28 protein-coding genes and 1 tRNA gene are annotated in these 23,597 nt (G+C 41.7%); 11 read left to right on the top strand and 18 right to left on the bottom strand.

Translation table 11 applies throughout. From position 1 onward, the window contains the following. Positions 1 to 18 precede the first annotated feature (18 nt). Positions 19 to 213 (bottom strand): cold-shock protein, encoded by a 195-nt coding sequence (locus CLV57_RS10065; RefSeq protein ID WP_100341164.1) that lies wholly within the window; start codon positions 211 to 213, stop codon positions 19 to 21. A 217-nt stretch (positions 214 to 430) separates the two neighbouring features. Between CLV57_RS10065 and CLV57_RS10060 the strand changes: the two genes are divergently transcribed. The 5 genes from CLV57_RS10060 (at position 431) to CLV57_RS10035 (ending at position 4,826) form a co-directional block, all read left to right on the top strand. Further along, positions 431 to 787, top strand: coding sequence for a hypothetical protein (locus CLV57_RS10060; RefSeq protein WP_100341163.1), 357 nt, complete (start codon positions 431 to 433; stop codon positions 785 to 787). Positions 788 to 804: 17 nt separating this feature from the next. Continuing rightward, positions 805 to 1,818 carry a fatty acid desaturase gene (locus CLV57_RS10055; RefSeq protein WP_100341162.1) on the top strand — a complete coding sequence of 338 codons (1,014 nt, stop codon included), beginning with the start codon at positions 805 to 807 and terminating at the stop codon, positions 1,816 to 1,818. Continuing rightward, complete coding sequence (locus CLV57_RS10050; protein ID WP_100341161.1) at positions 1,815 to 2,672, top strand: sigma-70 family RNA polymerase sigma factor; 858 nt, start codon at positions 1,815 to 1,817, stop codon at positions 2,670 to 2,672. The genes CLV57_RS10055 and CLV57_RS10050 overlap by 4 nt, the downstream gene beginning before the upstream one ends. Before the next feature lie 124 nt (positions 2,673 to 2,796). Then, the gene (locus CLV57_RS10045; protein ID WP_100341160.1) at positions 2,797 to 3,282 is read left to right on the top strand and encodes a hypothetical protein; all 486 of its coding nucleotides are present in this window, start codon (positions 2,797 to 2,799) and stop codon (positions 3,280 to 3,282) included. Between the two features lie 311 nt (positions 3,283 to 3,593). Further along, on the top strand, positions 3,594 to 4,826 hold the full coding sequence (locus CLV57_RS10035; RefSeq protein ID WP_245856927.1) for a BamA/TamA family outer membrane protein: 1,233 nt from the start codon (positions 3,594 to 3,596) through the stop codon (positions 4,824 to 4,826). 138 nt (positions 4,827 to 4,964) lie between these two features. Here the strand turns inward: CLV57_RS10035 and CLV57_RS10030 are convergent, their stop codons facing one another. Genes CLV57_RS10030 through CLV57_RS10020 form a run of 3 tightly spaced genes read right to left on the bottom strand, consistent with a single transcriptional unit; the run spans position 4,965 to position 5,971 of the window. Then, positions 4,965 to 5,156 carry a DUF3606 domain-containing protein gene (locus CLV57_RS10030; protein ID WP_100341158.1) on the bottom strand — a complete coding sequence of 64 codons (192 nt, stop codon included), beginning with the start codon at positions 5,154 to 5,156 and terminating at the stop codon, positions 4,965 to 4,967. 12 nt (positions 5,157 to 5,168) lie between these two features. Further along, positions 5,169 to 5,561 (bottom strand): hypothetical protein, encoded by a 393-nt coding sequence (locus CLV57_RS10025; protein ID WP_100341157.1) that lies wholly within the window; start codon positions 5,559 to 5,561, stop codon positions 5,169 to 5,171. 26 nt (positions 5,562 to 5,587) lie between these two features. Beyond that, positions 5,588 to 5,971, bottom strand: a complete 384-nt coding sequence (locus tag CLV57_RS10020; RefSeq protein ID WP_100341156.1) for a response regulator — start codon at positions 5,969 to 5,971, stop codon at positions 5,588 to 5,590. Positions 5,972 to 6,148: 177 nt separating this feature from the next. Between CLV57_RS10020 and CLV57_RS18695 the strand changes: the two genes are divergently transcribed. Together CLV57_RS18695 and CLV57_RS10015 are read left to right on the top strand one after the other, a co-directional pair. After that, complete coding sequence (locus CLV57_RS18695; protein WP_262497420.1) at positions 6,149 to 6,283, top strand: hypothetical protein; 135 nt, start codon at positions 6,149 to 6,151, stop codon at positions 6,281 to 6,283. A 90-nt stretch (positions 6,284 to 6,373) separates the two neighbouring features. Beyond that, positions 6,374 to 7,540, top strand: a complete 1,167-nt coding sequence (locus CLV57_RS10015) for a PAS domain-containing sensor histidine kinase (protein ID WP_100341155.1) — start codon at positions 6,374 to 6,376, stop codon at positions 7,538 to 7,540. A gap of 283 nt (positions 7,541 to 7,823) precedes the next feature. On the opposite strand, the gene CLV57_RS10010 is transcribed toward CLV57_RS10015, so the two are convergent. Then, positions 7,824 to 7,897, bottom strand: a tRNA-His gene (locus CLV57_RS10010). A gap of 119 nt (positions 7,898 to 8,016) precedes the next feature. Here CLV57_RS10010 and CLV57_RS10005 point away from each other — a divergent pair. Beyond that, positions 8,017 to 10,101 (top strand): heavy metal translocating P-type ATPase, encoded by a 2,085-nt coding sequence (locus tag CLV57_RS10005; protein WP_100341154.1) that lies wholly within the window; start codon positions 8,017 to 8,019, stop codon positions 10,099 to 10,101. A gap of 86 nt (positions 10,102 to 10,187) precedes the next feature. Continuing rightward, positions 10,188 to 10,658, top strand: a complete 471-nt coding sequence (rnhA, locus tag CLV57_RS10000) for a ribonuclease HI (RefSeq protein ID WP_100341153.1) — start codon at positions 10,188 to 10,190, stop codon at positions 10,656 to 10,658. A 10-nt stretch (positions 10,659 to 10,668) separates the two neighbouring features. Here rnhA and fbp read toward each other — a convergent pair whose 3' ends face one another. The 10 genes from fbp to CLV57_RS09950 form a co-directional block, all read right to left on the bottom strand. Further along, on the bottom strand, positions 10,669 to 11,718 hold the full coding sequence (fbp, locus tag CLV57_RS09995; RefSeq protein ID WP_100341152.1) for a class 1 fructose-bisphosphatase: 1,050 nt from the start codon (positions 11,716 to 11,718) through the stop codon (positions 10,669 to 10,671). 13 nt (positions 11,719 to 11,731) lie between these two features. After that, positions 11,732 to 12,229, bottom strand: coding sequence for a metallophosphoesterase family protein (locus tag CLV57_RS09990; protein ID WP_100341151.1), 498 nt, complete (start codon positions 12,227 to 12,229; stop codon positions 11,732 to 11,734). Between the two features lie 10 nt (positions 12,230 to 12,239). Continuing rightward, complete coding sequence (locus CLV57_RS09985) at positions 12,240 to 12,944, bottom strand: tRNA1(Val) (adenine(37)-N6)-methyltransferase (RefSeq protein WP_100341150.1); 705 nt, start codon at positions 12,942 to 12,944, stop codon at positions 12,240 to 12,242. 36 nt (positions 12,945 to 12,980) lie between these two features. Continuing rightward, complete coding sequence (locus CLV57_RS09980) at positions 12,981 to 14,102, bottom strand: beta-ketoacyl-[acyl-carrier-protein] synthase family protein (RefSeq protein ID WP_100341149.1); 1,122 nt, start codon at positions 14,100 to 14,102, stop codon at positions 12,981 to 12,983. Continuing rightward, positions 14,102 to 14,518: a 3-hydroxyacyl-ACP dehydratase gene (locus tag CLV57_RS09975; RefSeq protein ID WP_100341148.1), complete on the bottom strand. Its 417-nt coding sequence runs from the start codon at positions 14,516 to 14,518 to the stop codon at positions 14,102 to 14,104. Before CLV57_RS09975 ends, CLV57_RS09980 begins: the two co-directional genes overlap by 1 nt. After that, the gene (fabG, locus tag CLV57_RS09970; protein ID WP_100341147.1) at positions 14,518 to 15,246 is read right to left on the bottom strand and encodes a 3-oxoacyl-ACP reductase FabG; all 729 of its coding nucleotides are present in this window, start codon (positions 15,244 to 15,246) and stop codon (positions 14,518 to 14,520) included. Before fabG ends, CLV57_RS09975 begins: the two co-directional genes overlap by 1 nt. 1 nt (position 15,247) lies before the next feature. Further along, positions 15,248 to 16,789, bottom strand: coding sequence for an HAL/PAL/TAL family ammonia-lyase (locus CLV57_RS09965; protein WP_100341146.1), 1,542 nt, complete (start codon positions 16,787 to 16,789; stop codon positions 15,248 to 15,250). An 86-nt stretch (positions 16,790 to 16,875) separates the two neighbouring features. Further along, entirely contained in the window at positions 16,876 to 18,168 is a 1,293-nt protein-coding gene (locus tag CLV57_RS09960; RefSeq protein WP_245856924.1) for a phenylacetate--CoA ligase family protein, read from the bottom strand. Between the two features lie 120 nt (positions 18,169 to 18,288). Continuing rightward, positions 18,289 to 19,179, bottom strand: a complete 891-nt coding sequence (locus CLV57_RS09955; RefSeq protein ID WP_100341144.1) for an alpha/beta hydrolase family esterase — start codon at positions 19,177 to 19,179, stop codon at positions 18,289 to 18,291. A gap of 102 nt (positions 19,180 to 19,281) precedes the next feature. Beyond that, positions 19,282 to 19,929 (bottom strand): redoxin domain-containing protein, encoded by a 648-nt coding sequence (locus tag CLV57_RS09950; protein ID WP_100341143.1) that lies wholly within the window; start codon positions 19,927 to 19,929, stop codon positions 19,282 to 19,284. A gap of 301 nt (positions 19,930 to 20,230) precedes the next feature. On the opposite strand from CLV57_RS09950, the gene CLV57_RS09945 reads away from it, so the two are divergent. Then, a complete protein-coding gene (locus tag CLV57_RS09945; protein WP_100341142.1) occupies positions 20,231 to 20,473 on the top strand; it encodes a MoaD/ThiS family protein in 243 nt (80 codons plus the stop codon). A 4-nt stretch (positions 20,474 to 20,477) separates the two neighbouring features. After that, positions 20,478 to 20,897 carry a molybdenum cofactor biosynthesis protein MoaE gene (locus CLV57_RS09940; RefSeq protein ID WP_100341141.1) on the top strand — a complete coding sequence of 140 codons (420 nt, stop codon included), beginning with the start codon at positions 20,478 to 20,480 and terminating at the stop codon, positions 20,895 to 20,897. A gap of 8 nt (positions 20,898 to 20,905) precedes the next feature. Here the strand turns inward: CLV57_RS09940 and CLV57_RS09935 are convergent, their stop codons facing one another. Genes CLV57_RS09935 through moaC form a run of 3 tightly spaced genes read right to left on the bottom strand, consistent with a single transcriptional unit; the run spans position 20,906 to position 23,596 of the window. Beyond that, positions 20,906 to 21,976 (bottom strand): HesA/MoeB/ThiF family protein, encoded by a 1,071-nt coding sequence (locus tag CLV57_RS09935; RefSeq protein WP_100341140.1) that lies wholly within the window; start codon positions 21,974 to 21,976, stop codon positions 20,906 to 20,908. Then, the gene (locus tag CLV57_RS09930) at positions 21,976 to 23,139 is read right to left on the bottom strand and encodes an NTP transferase domain-containing protein (protein ID WP_211290046.1); all 1,164 of its coding nucleotides are present in this window, start codon (positions 23,137 to 23,139) and stop codon (positions 21,976 to 21,978) included. Before CLV57_RS09930 ends, CLV57_RS09935 begins: the two co-directional genes overlap by 1 nt. Then, positions 23,120 to 23,596 (bottom strand): cyclic pyranopterin monophosphate synthase MoaC, encoded by a 477-nt coding sequence (gene moaC / locus CLV57_RS09925; protein WP_100341139.1) that lies wholly within the window; start codon positions 23,594 to 23,596, stop codon positions 23,120 to 23,122. The genes CLV57_RS09930 and moaC overlap by 20 nt, the downstream gene beginning before the upstream one ends. Position 23,597 lies beyond the last annotated feature (1 nt).

Below are 23,597 nucleotides of genomic sequence, written 5' to 3'. Positions count from 1 at the left end.
AGTAAGATATCGTGATAATTAGATTACTTTTACGTTTACTGCGTTCAGGCCTTTCTTGCCGTTTTCCACGTCATAGCTAACCTGGTCATTTTCGCGGATCTGATCGATCAGACCTGTCGAGTGTACAAAAACGTCTGTTCTTGTATCATTTTGTGAAATAAATCCGAAACCTTTCGAATCGTTAAAAAATTTCACTGTTCCTTCTTTTTGCATTTAATTGTTTTTATGTAAGTCGACAAGGTAGTCTTATTAATCGGTATAATTTAACTTTTAGTAAAATAATTAAAAATAAATTTAAATAGAACGAATGATCAGTTTAATCAAATAACTAAACGTATATTACACAACCTATCTCTCTTTTACACCTTAGGCTTTACCCTTAACTGATTCAGGTAATTTTTAAGCTTTACACCGAGTCAGCTAAACAAAAATGATAAATCCAACGCCAACTGCCGGCAAGGCAGATAAAAATCAACCTATCCTGGACAAGCAAATCGATCTGTTTTTATTCGACCTGAAAAACGAGTCGATAGAGCTCGGTTTCAAACAGGGAGAACATTGGGCGCTGACCCTTTCTACTGATCTGGAGATCGCCGATCTGAAAAAAAATAATCACAGGGTGATCGTTCTCCGTTTACAACCCGAAGAATTACTCAATGTGTACCAGCGCGTAAAAAGGAAGCTTAATCAGGAGCTATCAAGTACCGACGCAGTATTGACTGCCGGCAATCTTGAGCACAATGGCAAAGGGTTCCTGGCAGCGTACCCGGTAAGAAACATCCGTTAATATCTGGATCAAGTATTATGGCATTTTTAGATCATGTGCTGCAGCCGCCCGCTTATGGCTGGCAGAACACACAGGGGGAACTGGTGCGCCCCGACGTACGCACGATATTAAGAGAATTTTTCAGCAGGTTGAATGTATGGCGGGATCGAAAGAATTGGCTCGCTTTTGTAAGCTGGTTTAAGGTATTTTGCCTGATACCCTTCTTTGTTCTTTTTATTTTTCAGTTTTTCAGCTGGTGGATGTTATTGGCTGCTTTTGTTTATGGCATGATCATCATGGGCACGCATGGCACGGTCTGGCATCATCGCTATTGCACCCATGGTGCCTATCGTTTTAGCAACGGTTTTTGGCGCTTTATGACAAGGCAATTAACGCTCAATATTATACCCGAAGAAATCTATATTATTTCTCACCACGTGCACCACTCGAAATCAGATAAGCCTGGCGACCCTTATAATGCAGAAGGTGGTTTTTGGTATTGCTTCCTAGCCGATGTTAACCATCAGCCTATTGCAAGAGGTCTGAGTGAAGATGATTATAAGCGGGTTACCCGCTTAATGGCGCATACCGGTGTTAAGGGTAACACTTACCGGCAATACCAGTACTGGGGATCGTATGCCAGGCCGCTGGCTACACTCGCTACCTGGGTGCTCAACTGGTCGTTCTGGTACGGAATATTTTACCTAGCGGGCGGACATGCTTTAGCGTGCTCCTTATTTGCTGCAGCCGGTGTTTGGGCTGTTGGCGTACGTACGTTTAATTACGACGGGCATGGGCACGGTAAGGACAGGCAACGCGACGGCATCGATTATAACAGGGCTGATCGATCCATCAACCAATTGTGGCCGGGACTGGTAGCCGGGGAATGGCATAACAATCATCACCTCTACCCCAAAAGTGCCCGCAGCGGCTTCAAAGCTTATCAACTGGACATGGCCTGGATATACATCCGCCTGCTGCATCGTGTTGGTGCGGTAAGCCAGTATCGGGATGATAAACAAAGCTTCGTTAATAAATACCTGAATCGATGAGGCAACTGAAGATCACGCCTTCGATCACCTCGCGAGACAGCCGGGCACTGGAGCAGTATCTGAATGACATCAGCAAGATCGGCATGGTGACGGCTGATGAAGAAGTTACGCTCACCCGCCTGATCCGGAACGGCGATCAGGCAGCACTGCACAAATTAACCGGTGCTAACCTGCGTTTTGTGGTATCAGTTTCCAAGAAATTCCAAAATCAGGGCCTTTCCCTTAATGACCTGATCAACGAAGGAAACCTCGGATTGATCAAGGCCGCGCAGCGGTTTGATGAATCTAAAGGTTTCAAATTTATTTCGTATGCGGTATGGTGGATACGTCAGGGCATGATGCAGGCCATTGCCGAACAATCGCGGCTGGTGCGTTTGCCATCCAACCAGATCAGCGCCCTAAGCCGCCTGCATCGCCAGGCCTCGCAACTGGAGCAGGAGTTTGAGCGGGAGCCCTCCATTGAAGAAATAGCAGCAGCCATGGAGCTTTCGACGGACAGTGTTGCTGGCCTCATAAGTAAATCACGCCGTTCTTTATCGCTGGATGCAAATATTAATGATGAAAGTGAAAATTCTTTAATGGATCTGCTGGCAGCAGAAGGTGAAGCTACTGACGAGCTGCTCATGCGGGAGTCCTTGTCTGTTGCCCTGAAAGATGCATTAAAGCATCTGTCGGAGCGTGAACGTGGCATCCTAATGCTTTTTTTCGGAATCGGCCAGGAACAGCCTTTTACCCTGGAAGAAATTGCTAACCGGTATCAGCTCACCCGTGAGCGGGTAAGGCAGTTGAAAGACAAAGCGCTACATCAATTACGGCACTATGCCGGGAAACGTGGCCTGTTAAAATATCTATAAAAATCTATACTGCCGAAGTATGGCGACGGTTGAGCTATTTTCTGATATCCAGGAAGGTATTATAAGCAGACGCAATTGAAGGTGAGGTAGAAAAATATGTTCTGCTAACTATTAAATAACAGCTATGATATACCGAACAGGATTTGCATTGAACAACAACGGCCTTGAACGCTACATCCAGGTGGAAACGATACTTGCTTTTTACGAGCAGCAGTTCATTAGTACAGGCAAACATCTCTTATTTGAAGACGAGACGTTCATTGGGAACGTTACCTTGGATAATGACGAATATACGCTTCGGGGTTTCGAAAATTTCGATGATGCCGCAAAGGCCGACATCGAAATTTTTTTAAGAAAACTGACCATTCCGCATCAGCAGGAATTGATGTCAGCCTTTGGTTTCGGCATCCAGTCGGCTGATGAGTTGATCTTTTGTGAGGTGATATTGAAAGATAAAGGCATTTATACCGTTTGGATGAATGGATCGCAGGCTGCTGAATTAACACAAGACAGCAAATGCAAGTGGCATCAGCTTACAGGTGAAAAATTACGACCATCTATATTGAGAGAGATCACGGAGCGGGTAGAGGGGTATTATAATCAGTTTTAACTTATTGCTTGTAATGCATATGTTAAAAGCCGGCGGCTCAAGAGAAATATATATTTAACGGCGGCCGTAACAAAAGAGGCTCCGGCCAGTTGTACTATAACACGCGCAGCAGGCACTTTCAAATCATCATCGCTGCAGAAACAATAATTATCATGAATAAGGACAAAAAGAAACTGCCTAACCCGGTAGGAAAAAAATTGCCGTCAGACTATCAGACAGGTAAGACGGAATCACCTGCGCCGCAGATCATTGCAAGCAAAAAGAAAAAATAACATGAGCCAATCAAAAAGTCAGCCGGCCCTGATAGGGTCATGAAAATGCGGTATGCGGCAGGCGTATTTTGCGCCTGTTTGTTACTGCCAGCCATCGTTATAGCGCAAGATGCCGCTAATACTATTCCCAAGCAAAGTCAGCAACGTGATACAGCCCGACAAACTGATCTGATCGATATCGGCAAGGCGCTCTTTCACATCAAACCTCAAAAAATACGGGTTCAGCGCGAAAAGAAGATATATTTCTCTATTTTACCGGTACCCGGTGCAGTGCCAGGTGGCGCAGGCCGGGCGTTGATCACCAGTACCACCGCCGGAACCTATCTGGGTCCGCAAAGCACTACCAATCTTTCCAGTGCCAACTTTGCACCTTATTGGAATTTCAAAGGACGTTTTGGTATTCCATTACGTACCAGCATCTGGCTGCCTGACAATAGGTGGAATATTCAGGGGGATATCCGCTTATTGGTTTATCCCCAGTACACCTGGGGACTGGGGAGTACTGATAATGATCAAAAAAAAACATTGGTCAATCAGAATTATATCCGCTTCTACCAAACTGCACTCAAAAAAATTACGCCTTATTTTTATGTCGGCGGCGGTTATAATTTAGATTACCACAGCAGCATCAGCAGTGACGAGCCAGGGATAGACCTTCAGCAATTTACACATTATAACTATGGCACGCAAAGCAGCTCTTTGTCTTCCGGGGTAAACCTGTCTTTGCTATATGACACCCGGAACAATTCGATCAATCCGCTGCCTGGCTCTTACCTGAATATCGTTTACCGCGCAAATCCCACATTTTTAGGGAGCGATCAAAAATGGAACTCGCTTTATGTTGATGCAAGAAAGTACCTGCCACTGGATCGCGACAATCCAACCCGACAAAACACGCTTGCTTTTTGGTCTTACTTCTGGACAGTATTTAACAGTAATGCCCCTTACCTGGACCTTCCGGGCATAGGCTCAGACCCTTATAACCGCTCGGGCGAGGGATTAGAACAAAACAGATATCGAGGCAGATCACTGGTTTATCTGGAAAGCGAATACCGGCGTGATATTACCGGCAACGGGTTGCTGGGATTTGTTGCGTTTGTTAACGTCACCACAGTAAGCGGTTCGGGATCTCTTTTAAGATCGTGGCATCCGGCCGCAGGCACTGGTTTGCGCATTAAATTCAATAAAGGCTCCAATACCAATATAGGGATAGATTATGCCTTCAGTAAAGGTTACAGTGCGGTACTACTGAATCTGGGCGAAAAGTTTTAAGAATAGAATTTTATTGAATCAGATAATTCTAAATATAATCAGCTTACCCGTGAACGGGTAAGGCAGTTAAAATACGAAGCACTTCATCAACTAAAAACTATGCCAGAAAATGTGATATGTTGAATTAACTATAAAAATCTATCTTGACGAAGTGCGGGGGCGGTTAAGCTGTTTCCGGACAGCATCCACCGCGGTTCCCACCGCCTGTATAGCAGCCTTAAGCTTAGCCGTAGTGACATTTAACTCCCGGCTCCACATTTCCAATGCGTACTCATCATCGATGTCGATTGAGCGCTCATCTGGCATACTTATTCTGAATCTCCTGTTCATTGCTATTGGCTTTTATTTCATGTTCATGCTATTCCGGAACTTACGGATCTGCGCATCAAGTAAGTTAATGTTCAGGTCCTCGTAATGGTCCTCCCGGTATTGGGTCAATTTTTTGATCCCTCGCTCGACTTCACTGATCATTTGGCCGATATAGGCCAGCGCGCCGGCCTTTGCCTTTTCCATCGCCAGGGCTTTATCAAGATACCCGTAAAACATCTGTTCATCAGGGGGCAGCTCATAATAAAATTGGTGGGTACCGGTCGTTTCGTCCGTAGGCTGCTCTACGGGCAAGCCACGTTTAAACTTAGCGGGGGTGCACGGTATGAACTCATTCGACCTTATTTCGGTTACGGCGGTATCATGCTTGTAAACGCGGTAAAAGCGTATATAGGAGCGGTTTTTCATGGTTGGATTTTGTTTAAATTGATAGCTCAGGCACTGGCGCGGTTGACCAGGTCGCTTACCCGGACGAGTAGGTCCGTAACATCAAAAGGCTTAGCTAAATAGTCATCTGCCATACATTGCTTTTCGTGCCGGGTTCCCCATCCGTGAGTAGCAGAGACGATCATGACGGGCATCTGACTTGTAGCAGGTGATGATTTGAGTGCCTTGCAGATATCGCGACCGTCCATATCCCCGAGCCTTACGTCCAGCAGCAGCATATCCGGCGATGTGCGTTGCACGGTCAGCATCACCTCCCTGCCTGAATCCAGCGACGCCACTTCATAACCTTCAGCTTCCAGAATGAAAACTATGAGTTCGCGAATATCATGATCATCTTCTACTACAAGAACAGTTTTCAGAACGGCTAACATAGAACGTATTTACAGATAGTATCACAAGGACAAACCGGGACACCTATTGTTTCACCCGAATTTAATATTTTTAACTTTTGTTCAAAATATTTAAAATAAAGGTTAAATTTCAATATATTGTGCTATCTTACACAAATGCGCACGGAATTCTCCTGTCGTTGATCAAGATTAAGTCATATGAGTAAAGACAAAGGCGCTAAGAACGTCAAGAAAGCGCCGAATACGGAAAGCAAAAAAGCCGTTTCAGACTATCAGGCAGGCAAAAAAACCACCTCTAAAGACGACCTCGGAGCCGGTAGTAAAAAGAAATAGCCGATGGGCATTATTCTTAATTATTCAATATCTTAAAAAAACATTTTCTTCCCGATCGATCCAGGTTAAGAACTCAGTGAACTTTCTCCCATGGACGACATTCAATCTTTACAGCATACCATACAGCAGCTCCGATTAGAGATCGAGCATTTAAAGTCTGAAGAACATCGGGCAGCTATCTTATCAACAGATCAGCGCTATCAGGAAAGCCAGGTTCGCTTTCGTACGGTCTTTGAAGCCTCCCGCTTAGGCAATAAGATCATCGCGTCTGACCTTAAGATTCTACAGGTTAACCAGGCTATGGTCACTTTGCTGGGATTTGAGACCAAGGAAGAACTGATCGGCGCGGTCATACTGGATTTCGCTCCGGAGGAACGCCACAGCGACTGGCACTTTTTACAGGAAAAACTATGGCAAGAGATGTCCCCATCTTTCAGCTTTGAGACCTGTCTGCAGAAAAAAGACGGCTCGAAAGTCTGGTGTCAGATCACTTCCATCCTATTTCCTGATAATGGGCAGACCCTCGGTTACACCATCATAGAGGACATTACAGAGCGTTACAATTTGCGGGAGCAAAGGGAAGAGTTTATTAGTATAGCCAGCCATGAGCTTAAAACACCGATCACCAGTTTGCAAGCTACCATTCAGATCATCCATAAAATGGTAACAGAGGGAGCCGTCGTTACGGACAGTTTAAAAAAGTTTGCAGGCAATGCCCGGCGTTACACTACAAAGATCAACCATCTGGTGGAAGATCTTTTAAATATGACAAAGATCGAACAGGGACAGCTGGCCCTTAATAAGAATATATTTGCCCTCTCAGAGTTGATCGATGGGTGCTGTGATCACATTGACGCAGGCGGCAGGCACTGCCTAAGGTATACCGGTGACCATTCGCTTAAGGTAACCGCTGATCAGAATAAAATTGAACAGGTTGTGGTGAATTTTGTGAACAATGCGGCTAAGTATGCGCCTGAATCCTATGAGATCGTAATAGACGTTAAGCGTACCTTAAACTGCACTAAAGTATCTGTCATTGACAAAGGCAAAGGTATACCGCCAAGCAGTATAAGCAAATTATTCGAAAGATATTACCGCGATGAAGGAAATAAAGAGCAGGTCGCGGGCTTAGGACTGGGCCTATACGTTTCCTCAGAGATCATCAAAAGACATGGCGGGGAAATTGGTGTGGAAAGTCAACCAGGGATCGGTTCTACTTTTTGGTTTACGCTGCCGGACGTCAATATGCTTTCGTAAGTATCTCCCAAGAACTGCATTTTAAAATTACAGGAAAGCGGTCGACCAACAAAAACCATAAATTATCATTGCTACAAAAAACGCCATCAAGTTTTTCTTTGATCGCCCATTAACGGTGCTCGAACCGAAAAAAATGCTATCTTTTGCATAGAATAGCACTTTTTGCTATTTTAAACCTATCTTGAACTCAAACCTCGAACCATAAAATTAAAAAGACAACAGACTTATAATCAGTTATATAAATAAAAAAAGCAGCTCTTTTCAGAACTGCTTAAATAAAAAGGGTAAGTAATCGGGCTCGAACCGACGACCCTCGGTACCACAAACCGATGCTCTAACCAACTGAGCTATACCTACCGTTTTGTTGGGAGTGCAAATCTATAAATTTATAAGCTAAAGTCAAGGCCTTTTTTAAAATTACATAAAACTTACGTTCGGGTTTAGAATGCGTCTAAATAATAGGGTAAATTTGTTACATGGCAGAACAACTAATTGAACTGAACGTAACGGGTATGCATTGCAACAACTGCGCTATGTCTATACACCGCTTATTGGAGAAGAAAGGATTACAAGACATTTCAGTTGACTTTGCCGGAGAAGAGGTAAAATTCACTAATAATCCTGCTGTAACGCTGCCCCAAATAGTAAAAGACATTGAGGGACTGGGCTTTAAGGTAATTGGCGACCCGGCCCTGCATACTCCGCGTTTTTATGAGCAGGTTGAAAACAAGTTTATATTGTGTGCAATTTTCACTGCTCCCCTGCTATTGCACATGGTGTTGCCATGGCATTTATTGCACTCGACATGGGTCCAATTAGCTTTATGTTTGCCGGTTTTCATTGTGGGGTGTTTGCACTTCGGAAAAAGCGCATTCAACTCTGTTAAAGGCGGTGTGCCAAATATGGATGTGTTGATTTTTGTTGGATCTACAGCTGCTTTTGTTTACAGTTTAGTAGGTACGCTACAGCATTTAGGTCCTCGGTTTATGTTTTACGAGACCTGCGCTACTATCATTACGCTGGTGTTGTTGGGCAATGTATTTGAAAAGCGGTCGGTAAATCAGACCACTTCTGCGGTAAAGGATCTTATGAAGATTCAGCAAACTACTGCCAATCGTATGGTAAACGGCAGTATAGAAGTTATTAGTGCGAAAGATGTTCGCCCCGGCGATACGTTGGTAGTTAATCAGGGCGATAAAATACCTGTTGATGGTGAAGTATTATCTGGCGGCGCTTCGATAGATGAAAGCATGCTTACCGGAGAAAGTGTTCCGGTAGATATAGAAAAATATGGCAAGGTAATAGGTGGTACGCTGCTGATAAAAGGCAACATTACAATGCTGGCTACTAAGGTTGGTGCTAACACTACGCTTTCGCAGATAATAGAACTGATGAAGAAAGCGCAGGCCGCCAAGCCTCCCGTTCAAAAACTTGGCGACAAAGTGGCCGCCATATTTGTTCCCGCGGTTATACTTATTTCTGTTTTGACATTTCTGTTTACTTACTTGATTGGCCAATCGGACTTGCAGACTGCGTTAATGAACGCAATTGCTGTGTTAGTTATATCGTGCCCATGTGCTATGGGTTTAGCTACTCCAACCGCCGTAATGGTGGGTTTAGGCAGAGCCGCCAAAAATGGCATCCTTATTAAAGGTGGCGATACCGTTGAAGCAGTTACCGATGCCAAGTACATTGTATTTGACAAAACGGGAACACTTACAACCGGTAAATTCAGCATACAGGATATCAAACTAAATTCTGGCACCAGTCTGGAAGAGGTAAGAGGCATTATTACGGCTATTGAAGAACGCTCTAACCACCCCATTGCCACTTCTTTGGTTGAACAGCTTAAATCGTTATCAAAAACAAAAACAATATTGATAAGCGCTACAGAGGAAAAAGGGTTGGGTATGCGTGCCGAAGATGTAAATGGTAACACTTACTTTTTAGGCTCAGGCAAAACAGCTGATACACACTATAATTTATCACTTTATAAAAACCAGATACAAATAGCTCAAATTGCCATTGATGATACCATTAAACCCGAAGCAGCCGGATTAATAACCCAACTAAAGCAAATGGGTATAACACCTATATTACTAAGTGGCGACAAAAATAACCGCTGTCAAAAAGTTGCCGTTGCACTTGGTATAGACGAAGTTCATGGTGAGAAATTGCCGGATGAAAAACTGTCTATCATAGATGTTTACAAGAAGAAAGGTAAAACGCTGATGATTGGTGATGGCATTAATGACGCCCCTGCGCTAACCCGTGCTGATGTGGGCATATCCATGAGTGGAGCCAGTCAGATAGCTATACAGTCGGCAAGAGTGGTATTGCTCAACACCGACCTGAGCAGCGTAGTTAAATTTTTGCAGATCAGCAGGCATACATTGCTCACCATTAAACAAAATCTCTTCTGGGCTTTTGCTTACAATGTTGTGGCGATACCTATAGCTGCCCTTGGTTTTTTAAACCCAATGGTGGGTGCTTTTACCATGGCATTTTCAGACGTAGTGATTATTGGTAATTCTTTGCGCCTGAAAAGGAAGCGATTATAATCGTCTTTACTTCCTCAATGGGGAATGATATCAATTATTGATATTTTTGATGTTCCTGGCTCCCCCTTTAGGGGGTTGGGGGGCTAATGATAGAAATTTTTACAGATGGAGCATCAAGTGGTAACCCAGGTCCGGGTGGGTACGGAGTGATACTCCGATCGGGTAAACACTATAAAGAGCTTTCAGAAGGATTTAGAAAAACCACTAATAACCGCATGGAATTACTGGCCGTTATTAAAGGGCTCGAGGCTTTAAATAAACCCGGTCAGGATGTAATGGTTTATTCCGACTCTAAATATGTGATAGATGCTATTGAAAAGCGCTGGCTGAATGGTTGGTTACAAAAAGGCTTCGCCGGCAAAAAAAATAAAGACCTATGGCTACGCTATCTGGAGGTAAGCAAACTTCATAATGTAAAATTCACGTGGGTAAGAGGACACAATGGGCACCCCGAAAATGAACGATGCGACCAACTTGCGGTAGCAGCGGGTAAGCAGAAAGACTTATTGATAGATTCGGTTTTTGAAGTGGAAGCAAGTAAGGCAAGCTTATTGTAGACTTTGCTTTTTATTGAATCACCACATCTCCATTAAAATTCTTTTTGGTTTGCTGTGGAGAAAAGAAAGACATCATTTCTTCAGCTTTGTTTACCATGTTTTCCGAACCTATAAAGATTGCAGAGCGTTGATGTAAATGGTTAACATCTAATTCCAAAATGCGCTCATACCCATTGCTGGCCTTCCCTCCCGCCTGTTCAATCAAAAAAGCCATTGGGTTGCACTCATATACTAAACGTAGCTTACCGTTAGGCGCACTTGCAGTTACCGGGTAAATAAATATGCCTCCTAAAATAAGATTACGATGTAAATCTGCAACCATTGAGCCAATATAGCGGGATGTGTATGGTCTGTTTGTAACCTTATCTTCAACCTGGCAGTACTTTAAATATTTTTTCACCCCATCTGGAAAATGGGTATAATGTCCTTCATTTATAGAATAAATATGGCCATCCTGCGGAATTCGCATATTTGGATGTGACAAACAGAACTCGCCTATGGATGGGTCGAGCGTAAAGCCATTAACACCCTTACCGGTAGTGTATACTAACATGGTTGATGAACCATAAGTTATATAGCCTGCGGCCACCTGTTCCACTCCTTTTTGCAATATATCATCCATAGTAGGCTTGCCACTGGTTGATTTACGGCGGTAAATAGAAAATATAGTACCCACATTAACATTTACGTCTATGTTAGATGAACCATCCAGCGGGTCTATCGCTACTATGTATTTTGCATCCTTAGATACCTCGCCCTCAATGTGCAGATACTCGTCATTCTCTTCAGACACTATAATACAGCATTCGCCGCCGTATGTTAATGCCGATATAAATTGTTCGTTAGCGTATACATCCAATTTCTTTTGGTTTTCACCTTGTATATTCTCCGTACCAGCCTCTCCTATAATGTCAACCAAGCCCGCCTTATTAACCTCTCGGTTAACTAATTTAGCGGCGATGCCAATATCACGCAACAGTCTTGAAAGTTCTCCCTTTGCATAAGGAAAATCTGCTTGTTTTTCAATAATGAATTGTCCGAGGGTCTTGGTAACTTTCATAGGCGAGAATATATTAAACGTTCTTTTTTAATTCGATAACTTCCAGATCCTTCACTTTTCCATCATCTATGGCAAAACGCATCAGCGTTTGTACTTTGTGCCATCCTTGTATCCCTGCGGCTCCCGGATTTAAATGTAAGCAATTTATTTTTTTATCAAAAATCACCTTCAAAATATGTGAGTGGCCGCAAATAAAAAGCTGGGGCGGATTGAGATATATGTCTTTTTTAACAGCGGGACTATACTTATCAGGATAACCACCAATGTGGGTTATCCATATGTCCATTCCTTCAATTGTAAACCTCAGGTTCTCCGGAAATGTTTGCCTTAATTCTTTGCCGTCAATATTTCCGTAAACACCCCGTAAGGGTTTAAATGCGGCTAATTTGTCCGCTAATTCTATATTGCCAAAATCGCCTGCATGCCAGATCTCGTCACAATCTTTAAAATGCTCAAAAACACTGTCGGCCAAGTAGCCATGCGTATCTGAAATAAGACCTACACGAATCATTTACAACTGATTAAAATATGGTAAAAAAATCTATGAGAGCATTTTTATATTGCTCAGAATGAACACCCTGGCTATCATAAATTACAAATTCCTGCTTCGTAAAAACATCAACTACATTGCTTAACGATATAATTTCACGATGAGGGTCTTTGCCCTTAAATGAACTAATAGTTATAACGTCATTAATGTACAATTCATATTCATTAACCAGGTTCCTTACTAACTGCGCTGTAGCAGGCGGTAATACTAACCAGCAGCTACCATTTGCGGTTAAATGGTTTGCAACATCGCTCAATATTTCCTTAAAGAAATTCTCATCAGCATGTTTCGCCAACTGCTTTTTCTCTTCAGGAGAGTGCAATGAATTAATATAAAATGGCGGATTAGATATGATCAGATCATATTTATTATCCGGATAAGCTTTAAAGAACTGTTCAAACCCTAAAGCAAAAACTTTTAACCGGTCTGAGAACTTTGAACGACTGAAATTCTGACTTGCGGTATCTGCGGCAGACTGATCTATTTCAACAGCATCTATTTGGGCATCAGCAAAACGCTGTGCAAACATCAACGCTATCACTCCGGTTCCGGTACCTATATCCAGAATGCTTTGTGGTGCTTTTATTTGCGTCAGCGCACCTAACAAAACGCCATCAGTATTTATTTTCATGGCGCAGTTGGTTTGGTCAACGCTAAACTGCTTGAATTGAAACATCAGCTTAAAATAAGGAATAAATACACCAGCATCAAGCTATTTGCTAAAAATAACAGCACCATTACAACCACCAAAGCCCGAGGCAGTTTTCAAAAAAGTTTTTACCGAATGCTGCATTAAACTGGTAACTATATTGATGGGGCTACTCACACCTAAAGAGCTATGCCCTGGTGTGGGCAAAATAATATTTTCTTTAAGCGACTGCATTGATATTACTGATTCTATGAGGCCTGCGGCTCCTAATGTATGACCATAAAAACCTTTTAGGCTATTTGCAGGCACATTGCTTAATCCGGCTAAAGCAATAGCCTTAGCTTCCATCTCGTCATTATAGCTTGTAGCTGTACCATGGGCGGAAATAAAATCTATATCTGCAGCATTCAATCCGGCATCAATCAAAGAACTACTAATAGCCTGAGAAAGCTCCTCTCCTGTTCTGGATGGAGCAGATATATGATTGCCATCATTACTAACAGCACCAGACAATACTTGTATTTGTGTGTTATATAATGGATTTGATGTCAAAACTATAGTAGCGGCACCCTCTCCAAGCGTTATGCCTGTTCTATCAACATCAAAAGGCTTGCATGGCTCAGCGCTTACCGCTTGGAAAGATTGAAAGCCCGACAATACAAACTTGGTAATTACATCTGCACCAACAACGATCGCATTATCGAACTGGCCGCTTTGTATTAGCCGGAGACCTGTTAAAATGGCCATGATACCTGATATACAGGCATTCGATACAACTATTGCCTGGCTTTTAAATTCGAAATGCTCAGCTACCAACTTTGAAGAGGTATGCAGAGCAATTCGTTCTTTGAGATCGGGTCGCTCTGGCTGCGTTTCTAAAAGACTAACATTTCCTTTTGTTGTAGATACGATCAGAACAGTCCTTTCATCGTCCGGCTTTATATTACAATGTTCTAATGCATCCTTAATTGATGCGATAAGCAACTGCTCAAACTTTGTGTAAGTGCCGTTTTCGTTAAATACATCAGTAGAAAATAGAGAAGCATAAAACGGAACTGTTGAATATTCACTAACGCTGTGCTGCTTTATTCCTGTTGATCTAAGCTTTAGCTGCTCCATATTTGCAGCAGTGGTGTAACCCAAAGGAGATATAATATTATCAGCAGCTACGTAAACAGGGCGCATTATTGTTGATTGATAAATATTTTCATTTCGCACTGGGCAATTAAAGCATCACCCTTCCACACCTTTCCGGATACGATGCCTGCATCAAAAACCTGCACCTCAACTTTGATCTCAGTCAATAGCTCATCACCGATCTTCGGCAATTCAAACACTTCCAGATTCTTAACCTGACCTATGTAACCGGTTGCTACAGGTCTATCTTCAATTCTGGCCATATTGCCCGATCCTGCAGCAGCAGTTTGAGCCATATTTTCCATTAACCCAGCCTCGCTAAATTCTCCGTTCATCGCGAAAACATTATCAGCACGCACTTTGAATTTAGTGCGCGTAACGTTATCGTCAGAAAAAAGTAACTCGTCTACCATTACAAATGGTGACTTTTGCGGTATTAATGATAATATGCTAAATTCTTCCATTAAGTATATAAACCTCCGTTTATTGATAATACTTCGCCAGTTATGTAAGATGCTTCCTTAGATGCCAAAAACCCAACAGCATGGGCAACCTCTTCAGGCAAACCAAACCTGTTTACAGGTATATTACGTTTCAGTTCTTTCTCATCAAGTCCGTCGGTCATATCTGTTTTAATGAAACCCGGTGCAACCGCGTTAACAGTAATGCCGCTACGTCCTACCTCTTGCGCCAATGCTTTTGTAGCGCCTATAACACCGGCCTTTGCAGCCGAATAGTTAGTTTGACCAGGTAATCCCTTAATTCCCGAAAGCGACACAACATTTATAATGCGTCCGAAACGATTCATCATCATTTCCTCCAACACTAACCGGGTAACATAAAAGAAGCTATCTAAACTGGTTTTTATCACACTATCCCACTGCTCATCTTTCAGCCAAACCATTAAACTATCATCTCTGATGCCGGCATTATTGACCAATACTTCTATATCTGCGCTTTCGTTGTTGTTTATCCAGCTTTGAAGTAAATCCTTGATCTCAACCTTATCAGCAACATTAAATGACAACAATTCTCCATCACCACCGGCTTGCTTTATTTGCTCAAGTGTCTTTTCAGCCTCAACCCGATTACTCTTATAGTTAACCAATACATAATAGCCCATGGAAGCCATTTTTAAACAGATCGCGCGGCCAATGCCTCTTGATCCTCCGGTAACAAGCGCACATTTCATATTATGCTGTTAATGCTGTGTTTGTTTGTAAATACTGTTTAATACGCTCTATATCTCTATATTTAGGCGTATCTTCAATAAACTTAGGAAAAATCTTCCTTACATCTGTATATAACTGACGCGTTACAGGCGACATATCTGCTTCGCATTGCAGGTAATCTACCGCTTGTAAAAGCGTCATTAACTGGATTGATAAAACAGCGAACGCATTATCAATAACCTTTGCTGTAATTAAAGCAGCATTGCAGCCCATGCTTACAATATCCTGATTATCATTATTATTTGGAATGCTATGCACGTACATTGGGAAGGAAAGCGTTTGATTTTCTGCAACGGTTGAAGTGGCCGTAAACTGTACCCCTTGCATACCAAAATTAAAGCCTAAAATACCCAAATTCATAAATGGCGGAAACTTTTGATTCAGTTTATCATTAACCAAGTAGTTTAACTGACGCTCAGAAAGCATTGATAATTTGGCTATTGCAATTTTAATTTTATCCATCTCAAGTGAAACATAATCGCCATGGAAATTACCGCCGTGAAAAACGTTTTGGTGATGATGGTCAATAACCGGATTATCATTAACTGAATTTAACTCATTCACTACAACATGTTCTGCATTATTGATGGTATCTAAAATAGGTCCTAACACTTGTGTAACACATCGTAACGAGTAATACTCCTGCACCTTATCCTCAAAAACTTCCTGACCTATTTTATCGGGCTGATAAAGATGATCGGTGCGACTACGTATCATTTTACTTCCCTGTAAAATATTGCGGAAGGTAGCTGCAACTTTGTTCTGCCCCTCGTGATGCTTTACAATGTTCAGCTCATGCGAAAAATGGTCGTCGTAAGCCTTTACCACCTCATTGGTCATGGCTGAGAACATTACAGACCAGTTTAGCAATTTATGAGCCTGAGCAATGTTAACCATGCCAATACCGGTCATGGCCGATGTTCCATTTATTGTAGCCAATCCCTCGCGTACCTTTATGCTGAGCGGCTTGATGTTCAACTTTGCAAAAACATCAGCAGTAGCTTGAAGCGTTCCTTCATAAACCACTTCACCCTCACCTATTAATACTAAGCCCAAGTGAGCGAGTTGTACCAAATCTCCACTGGCACCCACACCACCATGCTCGAAAACACACGGACTTATATCGTTATTAATTAAAGATTTAAGCAATTCAATTATATCGGTATGCACTCCAGAGTAACCTTGAATGAGGCTGTTTAAGCGGGCGATCATTAAAGCCTTAGTAAAAGTTGGCGACAATAAAGCACCATTACCAGAGCTATGACTGCGGATAAGATTATACTGTAGTTGCAGCAGATTCTCTTCGCTTACCTTGTATTGCGCCATTGGCCCGAAGCCGGTATTTATTCCGTATATTAATTTGTTGGATGAAAAGTTCTGAAGGAACTCAAAGTTGTCCTTTACATTTTTGATTGCCGCTGCATCTAACTCAACCTTTTCATTTCTAAATACAATATCCGAAAAATCCTTAAGTGTGAGTTTGCTTTGTCCAATAAGTATCATGGGCAAATGGTGGTGTTATTTTAATTAATGGGTAAATGTATAAATATATGATAGTATAGCTATAATCAGATGTTACTAAAACCACATCAGGTGTTGATCTTAGCCCGCCTGTCAATGAATTTAACCGCTTTCCTTACTGATTCAGGGAACTGTATTTTCTGCAACTGCTCCACTCCAACGTAGTTTACTTGAGGGCTAACACGTAACCTCGCTTGCAAATATGCGCGTATGCGGTTATCGCTGGCTTTGTTTTCATTAAGTGGCAATAAATGAAGTAACACTTCATCCATTCCTATCTCGTTCGAGTAAACTTCAACAACGTAGTCAAGCACCTCTTCCATTTCGTTTAGCAGATCAAACAAGGCCGGCGGATACAGGGTGGTACCCTTAAACTTAATCATTTGCTTTTTACGGCCGATGATGGGCGAAAGTCGCATTCCGCTTCTACCACAAGCACAGGGCTCCTCATTGTACATGCATATATCGCCGGTTTTGTAGCGAAGCAGCGGCATACCTTCTACCCCTAAGGTCGTAATTGTTAATTCACCTGGGGTATTTGGCGGAACAGGCTGGTTATCATCATCAAGCAATTCAGCAATTAACAATTCAGGTTGTAAATGACCGCCGTTGCCTTGACTACATTCTGTAAATGCGGTTTGCATTTCGGTTGATGCATAAGTTGAGTACAGTTGAATACTCCAATTCTCTGTTATTTTTTTTCCAAGTATGTTAAATGAATAGTCGGTATTCCGGATATTCTCTCCTATACAAATGGCTTTTTTAACAGATGTTGTATTCAAATCAACATTATTTTCTTTAGCAAACTGTATCAACTTCAAAATAAAAGATGGCACTGCTACTATAGCTGTGGGTTTTAAGCGTTGTATGGTTTCCAGTTGCATAGCAGGAACACCAGGACCCAACCTGATTATACCTGCACCAAGTTTGCGCAAGCCCGAGTAATAGGCAATACCGGCCATAAATTGCCTATCAAGCGTAAGCATTAGCTGATAAACATCTTCTTCAGAACCATCGGCACATTTAAACGAGTTATATTCATTGATTGTGAGCCTGTTAAGGTCGTTCTCTGTAAGTGCAATTGTAACGGGGCTGCCTAAAGTTCCTGATGTTGAAGCATACTCAATTACTTGTTTTTTAGGCACGCACAAAAAATCATCATTGCCTTGTTGCAAATCTTCCTTGTGCGTTACAGGAAGTAAAGTAAGATCTTCTAAACTATTTATTACATCAATACTAATGTTCTTACTGCTGAATATTTCGCGGTAAAAAGGGGAATTCTGATGAATATATGTAAGCAGTTGTTTAAGCTTTTGCTCTTGTAGCTGCTTTATCCTATCTGCTGTTAACGGTGCACTCATATTCATTTCCAGGTGATAACAAATGTCACGACAATTGTTTTGCGGTGCATTGTAAAATATAGTGTTTGCGGTGCTAAGATATTTATAAATGCTGTTACAGCTAATAAAAACGCTGTTATTTTAATTTAATTGCTTTTTATAAGCCTTAAAGAAATTCCATATCACCTCGCAACCATCCAGATTGCGCGTGGTTTTACCAATAAGAAATTCAGGGAAATATTGTCTACCATTGGGCCAGGTATGGCCGCCATTACCTATGGTGTAACTTATAACTTTTATTCCGTTTTGTTTATTGATGTACTCCTGCTTGAAAATCATTGTACCATCATGCCTACTATCAAGAATCTCCGTTTGAGTAGGTTCTGGAGAACATGCATTTAACAAAACCCATTTCTCAATAACCTCAGGGTGCGAATATATTTTGCGGCCAAAAAGTTTGCCTCCATTGTAGCTCACAATTGGGTCACGGGTACCATGTATGTACATTACAGGCATTGGCTTTTTGGGCGCATATCCCGCCTCTTTATCTAAGGTAGCTGCAACAACAGCAATAGCCGCTATACGATTTGATAACTGGCAAGCTAAGCGTGTAGTCATGAAACCACCGTTTGAAATTCCGGTAACATATATACGTTGAGCGTCAGCGTGATATTTTTCAACTACGTGACTAATAAGCACGTCAATAAACTTAACATCATCAATGCCTTTAGTATCAGCGCCGTCATGCCAAAAACGCTTTGATGCCGGGCACACCACAATAAATTTCTCTTTATCAGCCAATGATTTAAAATTCGCCAGCCTAAACATCGCTTTAGGTGTTGCAAAACCGCCATGAAGGGCAATAACTACTGGCATATGCTCCTTACTGTTGTTTTGTGGTATATATGTTATCAACTTACGCTTCGTTCCATCAACCAGTATTTGTTCAGTTATTTGCTGAGGTTGAGCTTTAACACTTTTGTTAAGCAACAAAATAACCATGCAAATGAAAGTTTTAATGATGTAGCGCATAACCCATCAACGAGATAAGTGCACCCACAGTTTTGACAAAGTTTAAAAGCAACAAAAAAGCCGGATGCAAAACAACCGGCTTATATAATATGAATGAAAAACTTATGCTGATAGCAATAATTTGCGCATATAAGCGGATTCACCTACTGCGTTTAAAAGTTCATTGGCCGGCAAGGTTTCCGCATAATCACGGTAGTTGTGGTTAAATACAATACTCTTTTCAGCACTGATAACAAAAGTTGACAACAATGGTACGTTATTATCAATACCTGAGAACCAGTTCCATATAGGATCGTTATCAGAGTAAACTCCAAATTGATCTGCAATGCTGTTGTTAGGGTCGAAATAGAAAGAAAGGCTGAGGTTATTTTCAAAAGCTAGGTTAATCAGGTCCTCGCTAACAGCTTCAGCGCTAACTACCACCAAATTACCACCGTTTGATTTAACCTGCTTGCTTAGCGAACTTAGTTGTTTTAAATAATCAACACCTTTACCATTCCAATAATTGGAGTAAAAACTTAAAACGAGTGGTTTTCCCAACACTTGCTTTGTTGCTACAAAGTCTTCATTAACAATGCCATTATTAAAACTCACCCATTTATCATAAGAAAAATCAAAATTGATGTTGGAAATCAAAGAGCCTTTTTGAGCGGGTTTTAATGATTGGTAATTGTTATAAGAAAGATCTCTGTCAATGCTTGCTTCAAGCAAATCAAATTCTGGATATGTAGTTTCTATTGTGGTTTTCATTGCATTTCAGTTAAAAGTGTAGTTAATATTTTCGCGCGTATTAACTACTACAACAATTACTCAATCCATAAAAGTCCTGATAGGCCGATCCGGCATTAGCAATACATTTATGGTTAAAAATATTCATTTTACGGTTGCATTTATTTAACACAACAAATATACTACTAAATCGGTATACATTATATATTTTTTTTGTAAATCTTATTTTACAAACTATTTTCCAGACCCAATCATCAGGTAAATGCTTAATAATTTTAATGTGTTGAACCTAATAAGCATATTTGCATAAAGCCGTGAAGGGATGGAAATAAAAGTTCTTGCATTTGGTATTGCTAAAGAGATCTTCAATGGGTCAGTTATTTCTGCGCAATTGCAGAACGATGCAACTGTATCTAACCTGAAATACGACCTAGAGCAGCGCTATCCGCGTTTAAAACAACTCGCTACTTATATGATAGCGGTCAATAACGAATATGCTTTAGACGGAGACACCATACACGAGCGCGATGAGATAGCCATCATCCCTCCTGTTAGCGGTGGATAAAACCATGAATATTGATATAAAAATATCGTCCCATGCTTTAGATATACAGCACTGTACCAATTGGGTTATGTCGCCAGATTGCGGTGGCATAGATGTTTTCATTGGAACGGTTCGTAACGCTACAAAAGGTAAAACTGTTGTACGGCTTGAATTTGAGGCTTATGAAGTTATGGCGTTGACCGAAATGGAAAAAATCGCCGAACAAGCCTTTGACAAGTGGCCGGTACAAAAAATACTGATCCACCACCGTACCGGTGTTTTACAGGTTGGCGAAGTACCTGTAATTATTGCTGTAGCCGCAGCTCATCGCGGCGCTGCCTTTGATGCCTGCCGGTATATTATAGATACTTTAAAAGAAACTGTTCCAATCTGGAAAAAAGAATTTTTTGAAGATGGAGCTGTTTGGGTAGCCGCGCACCCTTAGTTAGTTTTTCAATTAGCATGTTTTTCAAACTCAAACCAAGCCTTTAGCCCACCTTCCATTGAGAATACTTTTGCACTGGGCCATTTTTGCTTTATGGCCTTTACGGCTTCGGCACTGCGCTTACCTGATGAACAGTACAGAACTTTGACAGCAGGGCTATTTAAATACGTTTCATACTCTTCAAACTCGTCGGCCTCAAAATGAAATCCGCCTATATCTATCACATCACGCTCCTGATCGGTGCGGATGTCTACCAGCTCGAGCTTATTTTCTGCTAAACCTACTTTAACCTCGGCAATTGTCATTAAGGATGTTAATTGAGTTGGCTGAATGTCTTTTATGTTGGTTTGCGTAACGTTTCCAATTTTTATAACCCTACTTTGCAGCGCAAGCGCGTCAAAAACTAAAACTTTACCCACGAGCAAATCGCCAGATCTAACAATATATTTTATCACCTCATTAGCCTGAATGCAGCCAATAATACCGGCAAGCGTTGGTATAACTCCCCCATCGGCACAGTTAGGTACTAAAGCAGCATTCACTTTTGGATATAGATCCCTGTAATTAGGCGAAAATGTTCCATCCGCATTGTTAACGTTCCACAACGCCGCTTGCCCTTCATATTGATAAATAGCTCCATAAACAATAGGTTTACCTGTAAGTACACAAGCATCATTGAGCAAGTAACGTGTTTCAAAATTGTCTGTACCATCTAACACAATATCATAACCGCTTATTGTGTCCATAACATTATCAGACGTTATTCTAACATCGTAAGCTATAATTTGAACGGTTGGATTTTGCTGACTTAGTTTTTCAGCAGCTATACTGACTTTCTTTTTGCCGACATCTGCCGAAGTATAAAGTATTTGCCTGTGGAGATTGCTTGTACTTACCACATCAAAGTCTGCAATGCCAATAGTGCCAACACCTGCAGCAACCAGGTATTGCGCAGCGGGGCACCCTAATCCACCTGCTCCTACTATCAACACCTTAGCTTGTTTTATCAATTGTTGCCCATCTTCCCCGAAACCCGGCAAAGCTATCTGGCAACTATATCTTAAATCGTCACTATCCATTACGGCTGTATTTTTGAACCTTCAAGATGAGATATTATCTCTTTCATTTCTTCAGGAGTGTTCACATTGGTAAGTGCAATTTCATCTAAAGGCTGAATAAGCTTGATATCACTATTGATAAGCACCTTGCGGGGACAAGAGTAACCTTGCGCCAACCATGCCAGTAAACGCGGGTATGATTTAGGTTCCCAAATAGTAATTAGCGGTTCAGGGAAACCCTGCTCTTCGTTTTTAAACGCTGTAGCAAAAGCCGATGCATCGCGATTGATGGTAAGATGCTGTAAACTCTGCCTATCCAACAACGGAAGATCGCAGGCTACCACCAACCATGCCGAATTGGGGTCATGCCTGAAAGCTGATAAGATTGCTCCGTAAGGCCCCAAATCTGTAAAAGTATCTTCAAGTAAATTATACGAAGTATTTATCCCGGCTTTTTGCTCAGCACGACACGAAATACAAACTTCGCTGCAAAATTCCGCAAGCATATCAGCTATGTGTAGGCGTTGCTCCGCACCGTGCCATTTTAGCGCGCCTTTATCCTGTCCCATGCGCAGGCTTTTTCCTCCCGCCAATACCAAACCTTTCAAAGCAGGTTTATTTGCTGTCAATTGTGTTTTAAAAAAAGCAATGATAGCTTCTGTATTATTGAGTGAATATGTGGGTATAGCTTGCCAATTTGGTAGCGCTTCTTTTATAAACTCAAAAACATCATCAACGCCTTCTGCAAGTAAAATCAACTGCACATTGGTTAGTTGATCCACTCGTTTTTGCAGTGATGCCATCTTGTTTGGATGAATGACCACCACCTGTGCATTAGCCTGATGATGATTGCCATTAACAAACACTGCGTCTGCTGCTAAAAACTGCTGTTTAATGTCAAATGGAGAAACACTTGTATAGCTAAACTGGTGGTAATTTTGCTGATCAACATATTCCAGGCAGGCACCAGCCGCTAAACGGCCAGGTAATGAAACTACCTCATCATTATGCGAGGCATCTACATAAGCGCATTTATATTCTGTTGATAAAGCCTGAATAACGTCATTAGCCAATAACTTGATATTAACGCATGGTGCGCCAACTATAGCCCATTCATTACGACCAAAATTGCCTGTTTGCGGACGTACCAACGAGGCATGTTTTTTATGATCTTTTAAAGTCACGCTTACCTCCTTTTTTTTCCATCAGTTTAACTTCTTTAATAACAATATCGTGGCTAAGCGCCTTACACATATCATATATGGTTAAAGCAGCAACGCTTGCGCCTACCAAAGCTTCCATTTCTATGCCCGTTTTGGCAGTTATAACGGCAGTGCAATCTATCACAACTTCGTTAGCTTCATTTATGCTGATATCAACATTGCAGTTGTCCATACCCAATGGGTGGCAGAGCGGTATCAGGTCGCCGGTTTTTTTTGCCGCCATTATGCCTGCAACAATCGCTATTTGAAAAACCGAGCCTTTTTTGGTTTGTATATCGCCCGCATTTAATTGCGCTAAAACCTCTTCCGGTAGATAAACAACTGCGCGGGCTTTGGCTAAGCGTTGCGTAATTGATTTCTCTACAACATTAACCATGTTAGCCTTGCCTGTTTTATCAAGATGAGAAAACTCGCTCATT

The sequence above is a fragment of the Mucilaginibacter auburnensis genome, from assembly GCF_002797815.1.
In the GTDB taxonomy this organism is placed as follows: Bacteria; Bacteroidota; Bacteroidia; order Sphingobacteriales; family Sphingobacteriaceae; genus Mucilaginibacter; species Mucilaginibacter auburnensis.
Note: the sequence above shows the minus strand (reverse complement) of the source record. Positions and strands in the feature narration are given on the sequence as shown.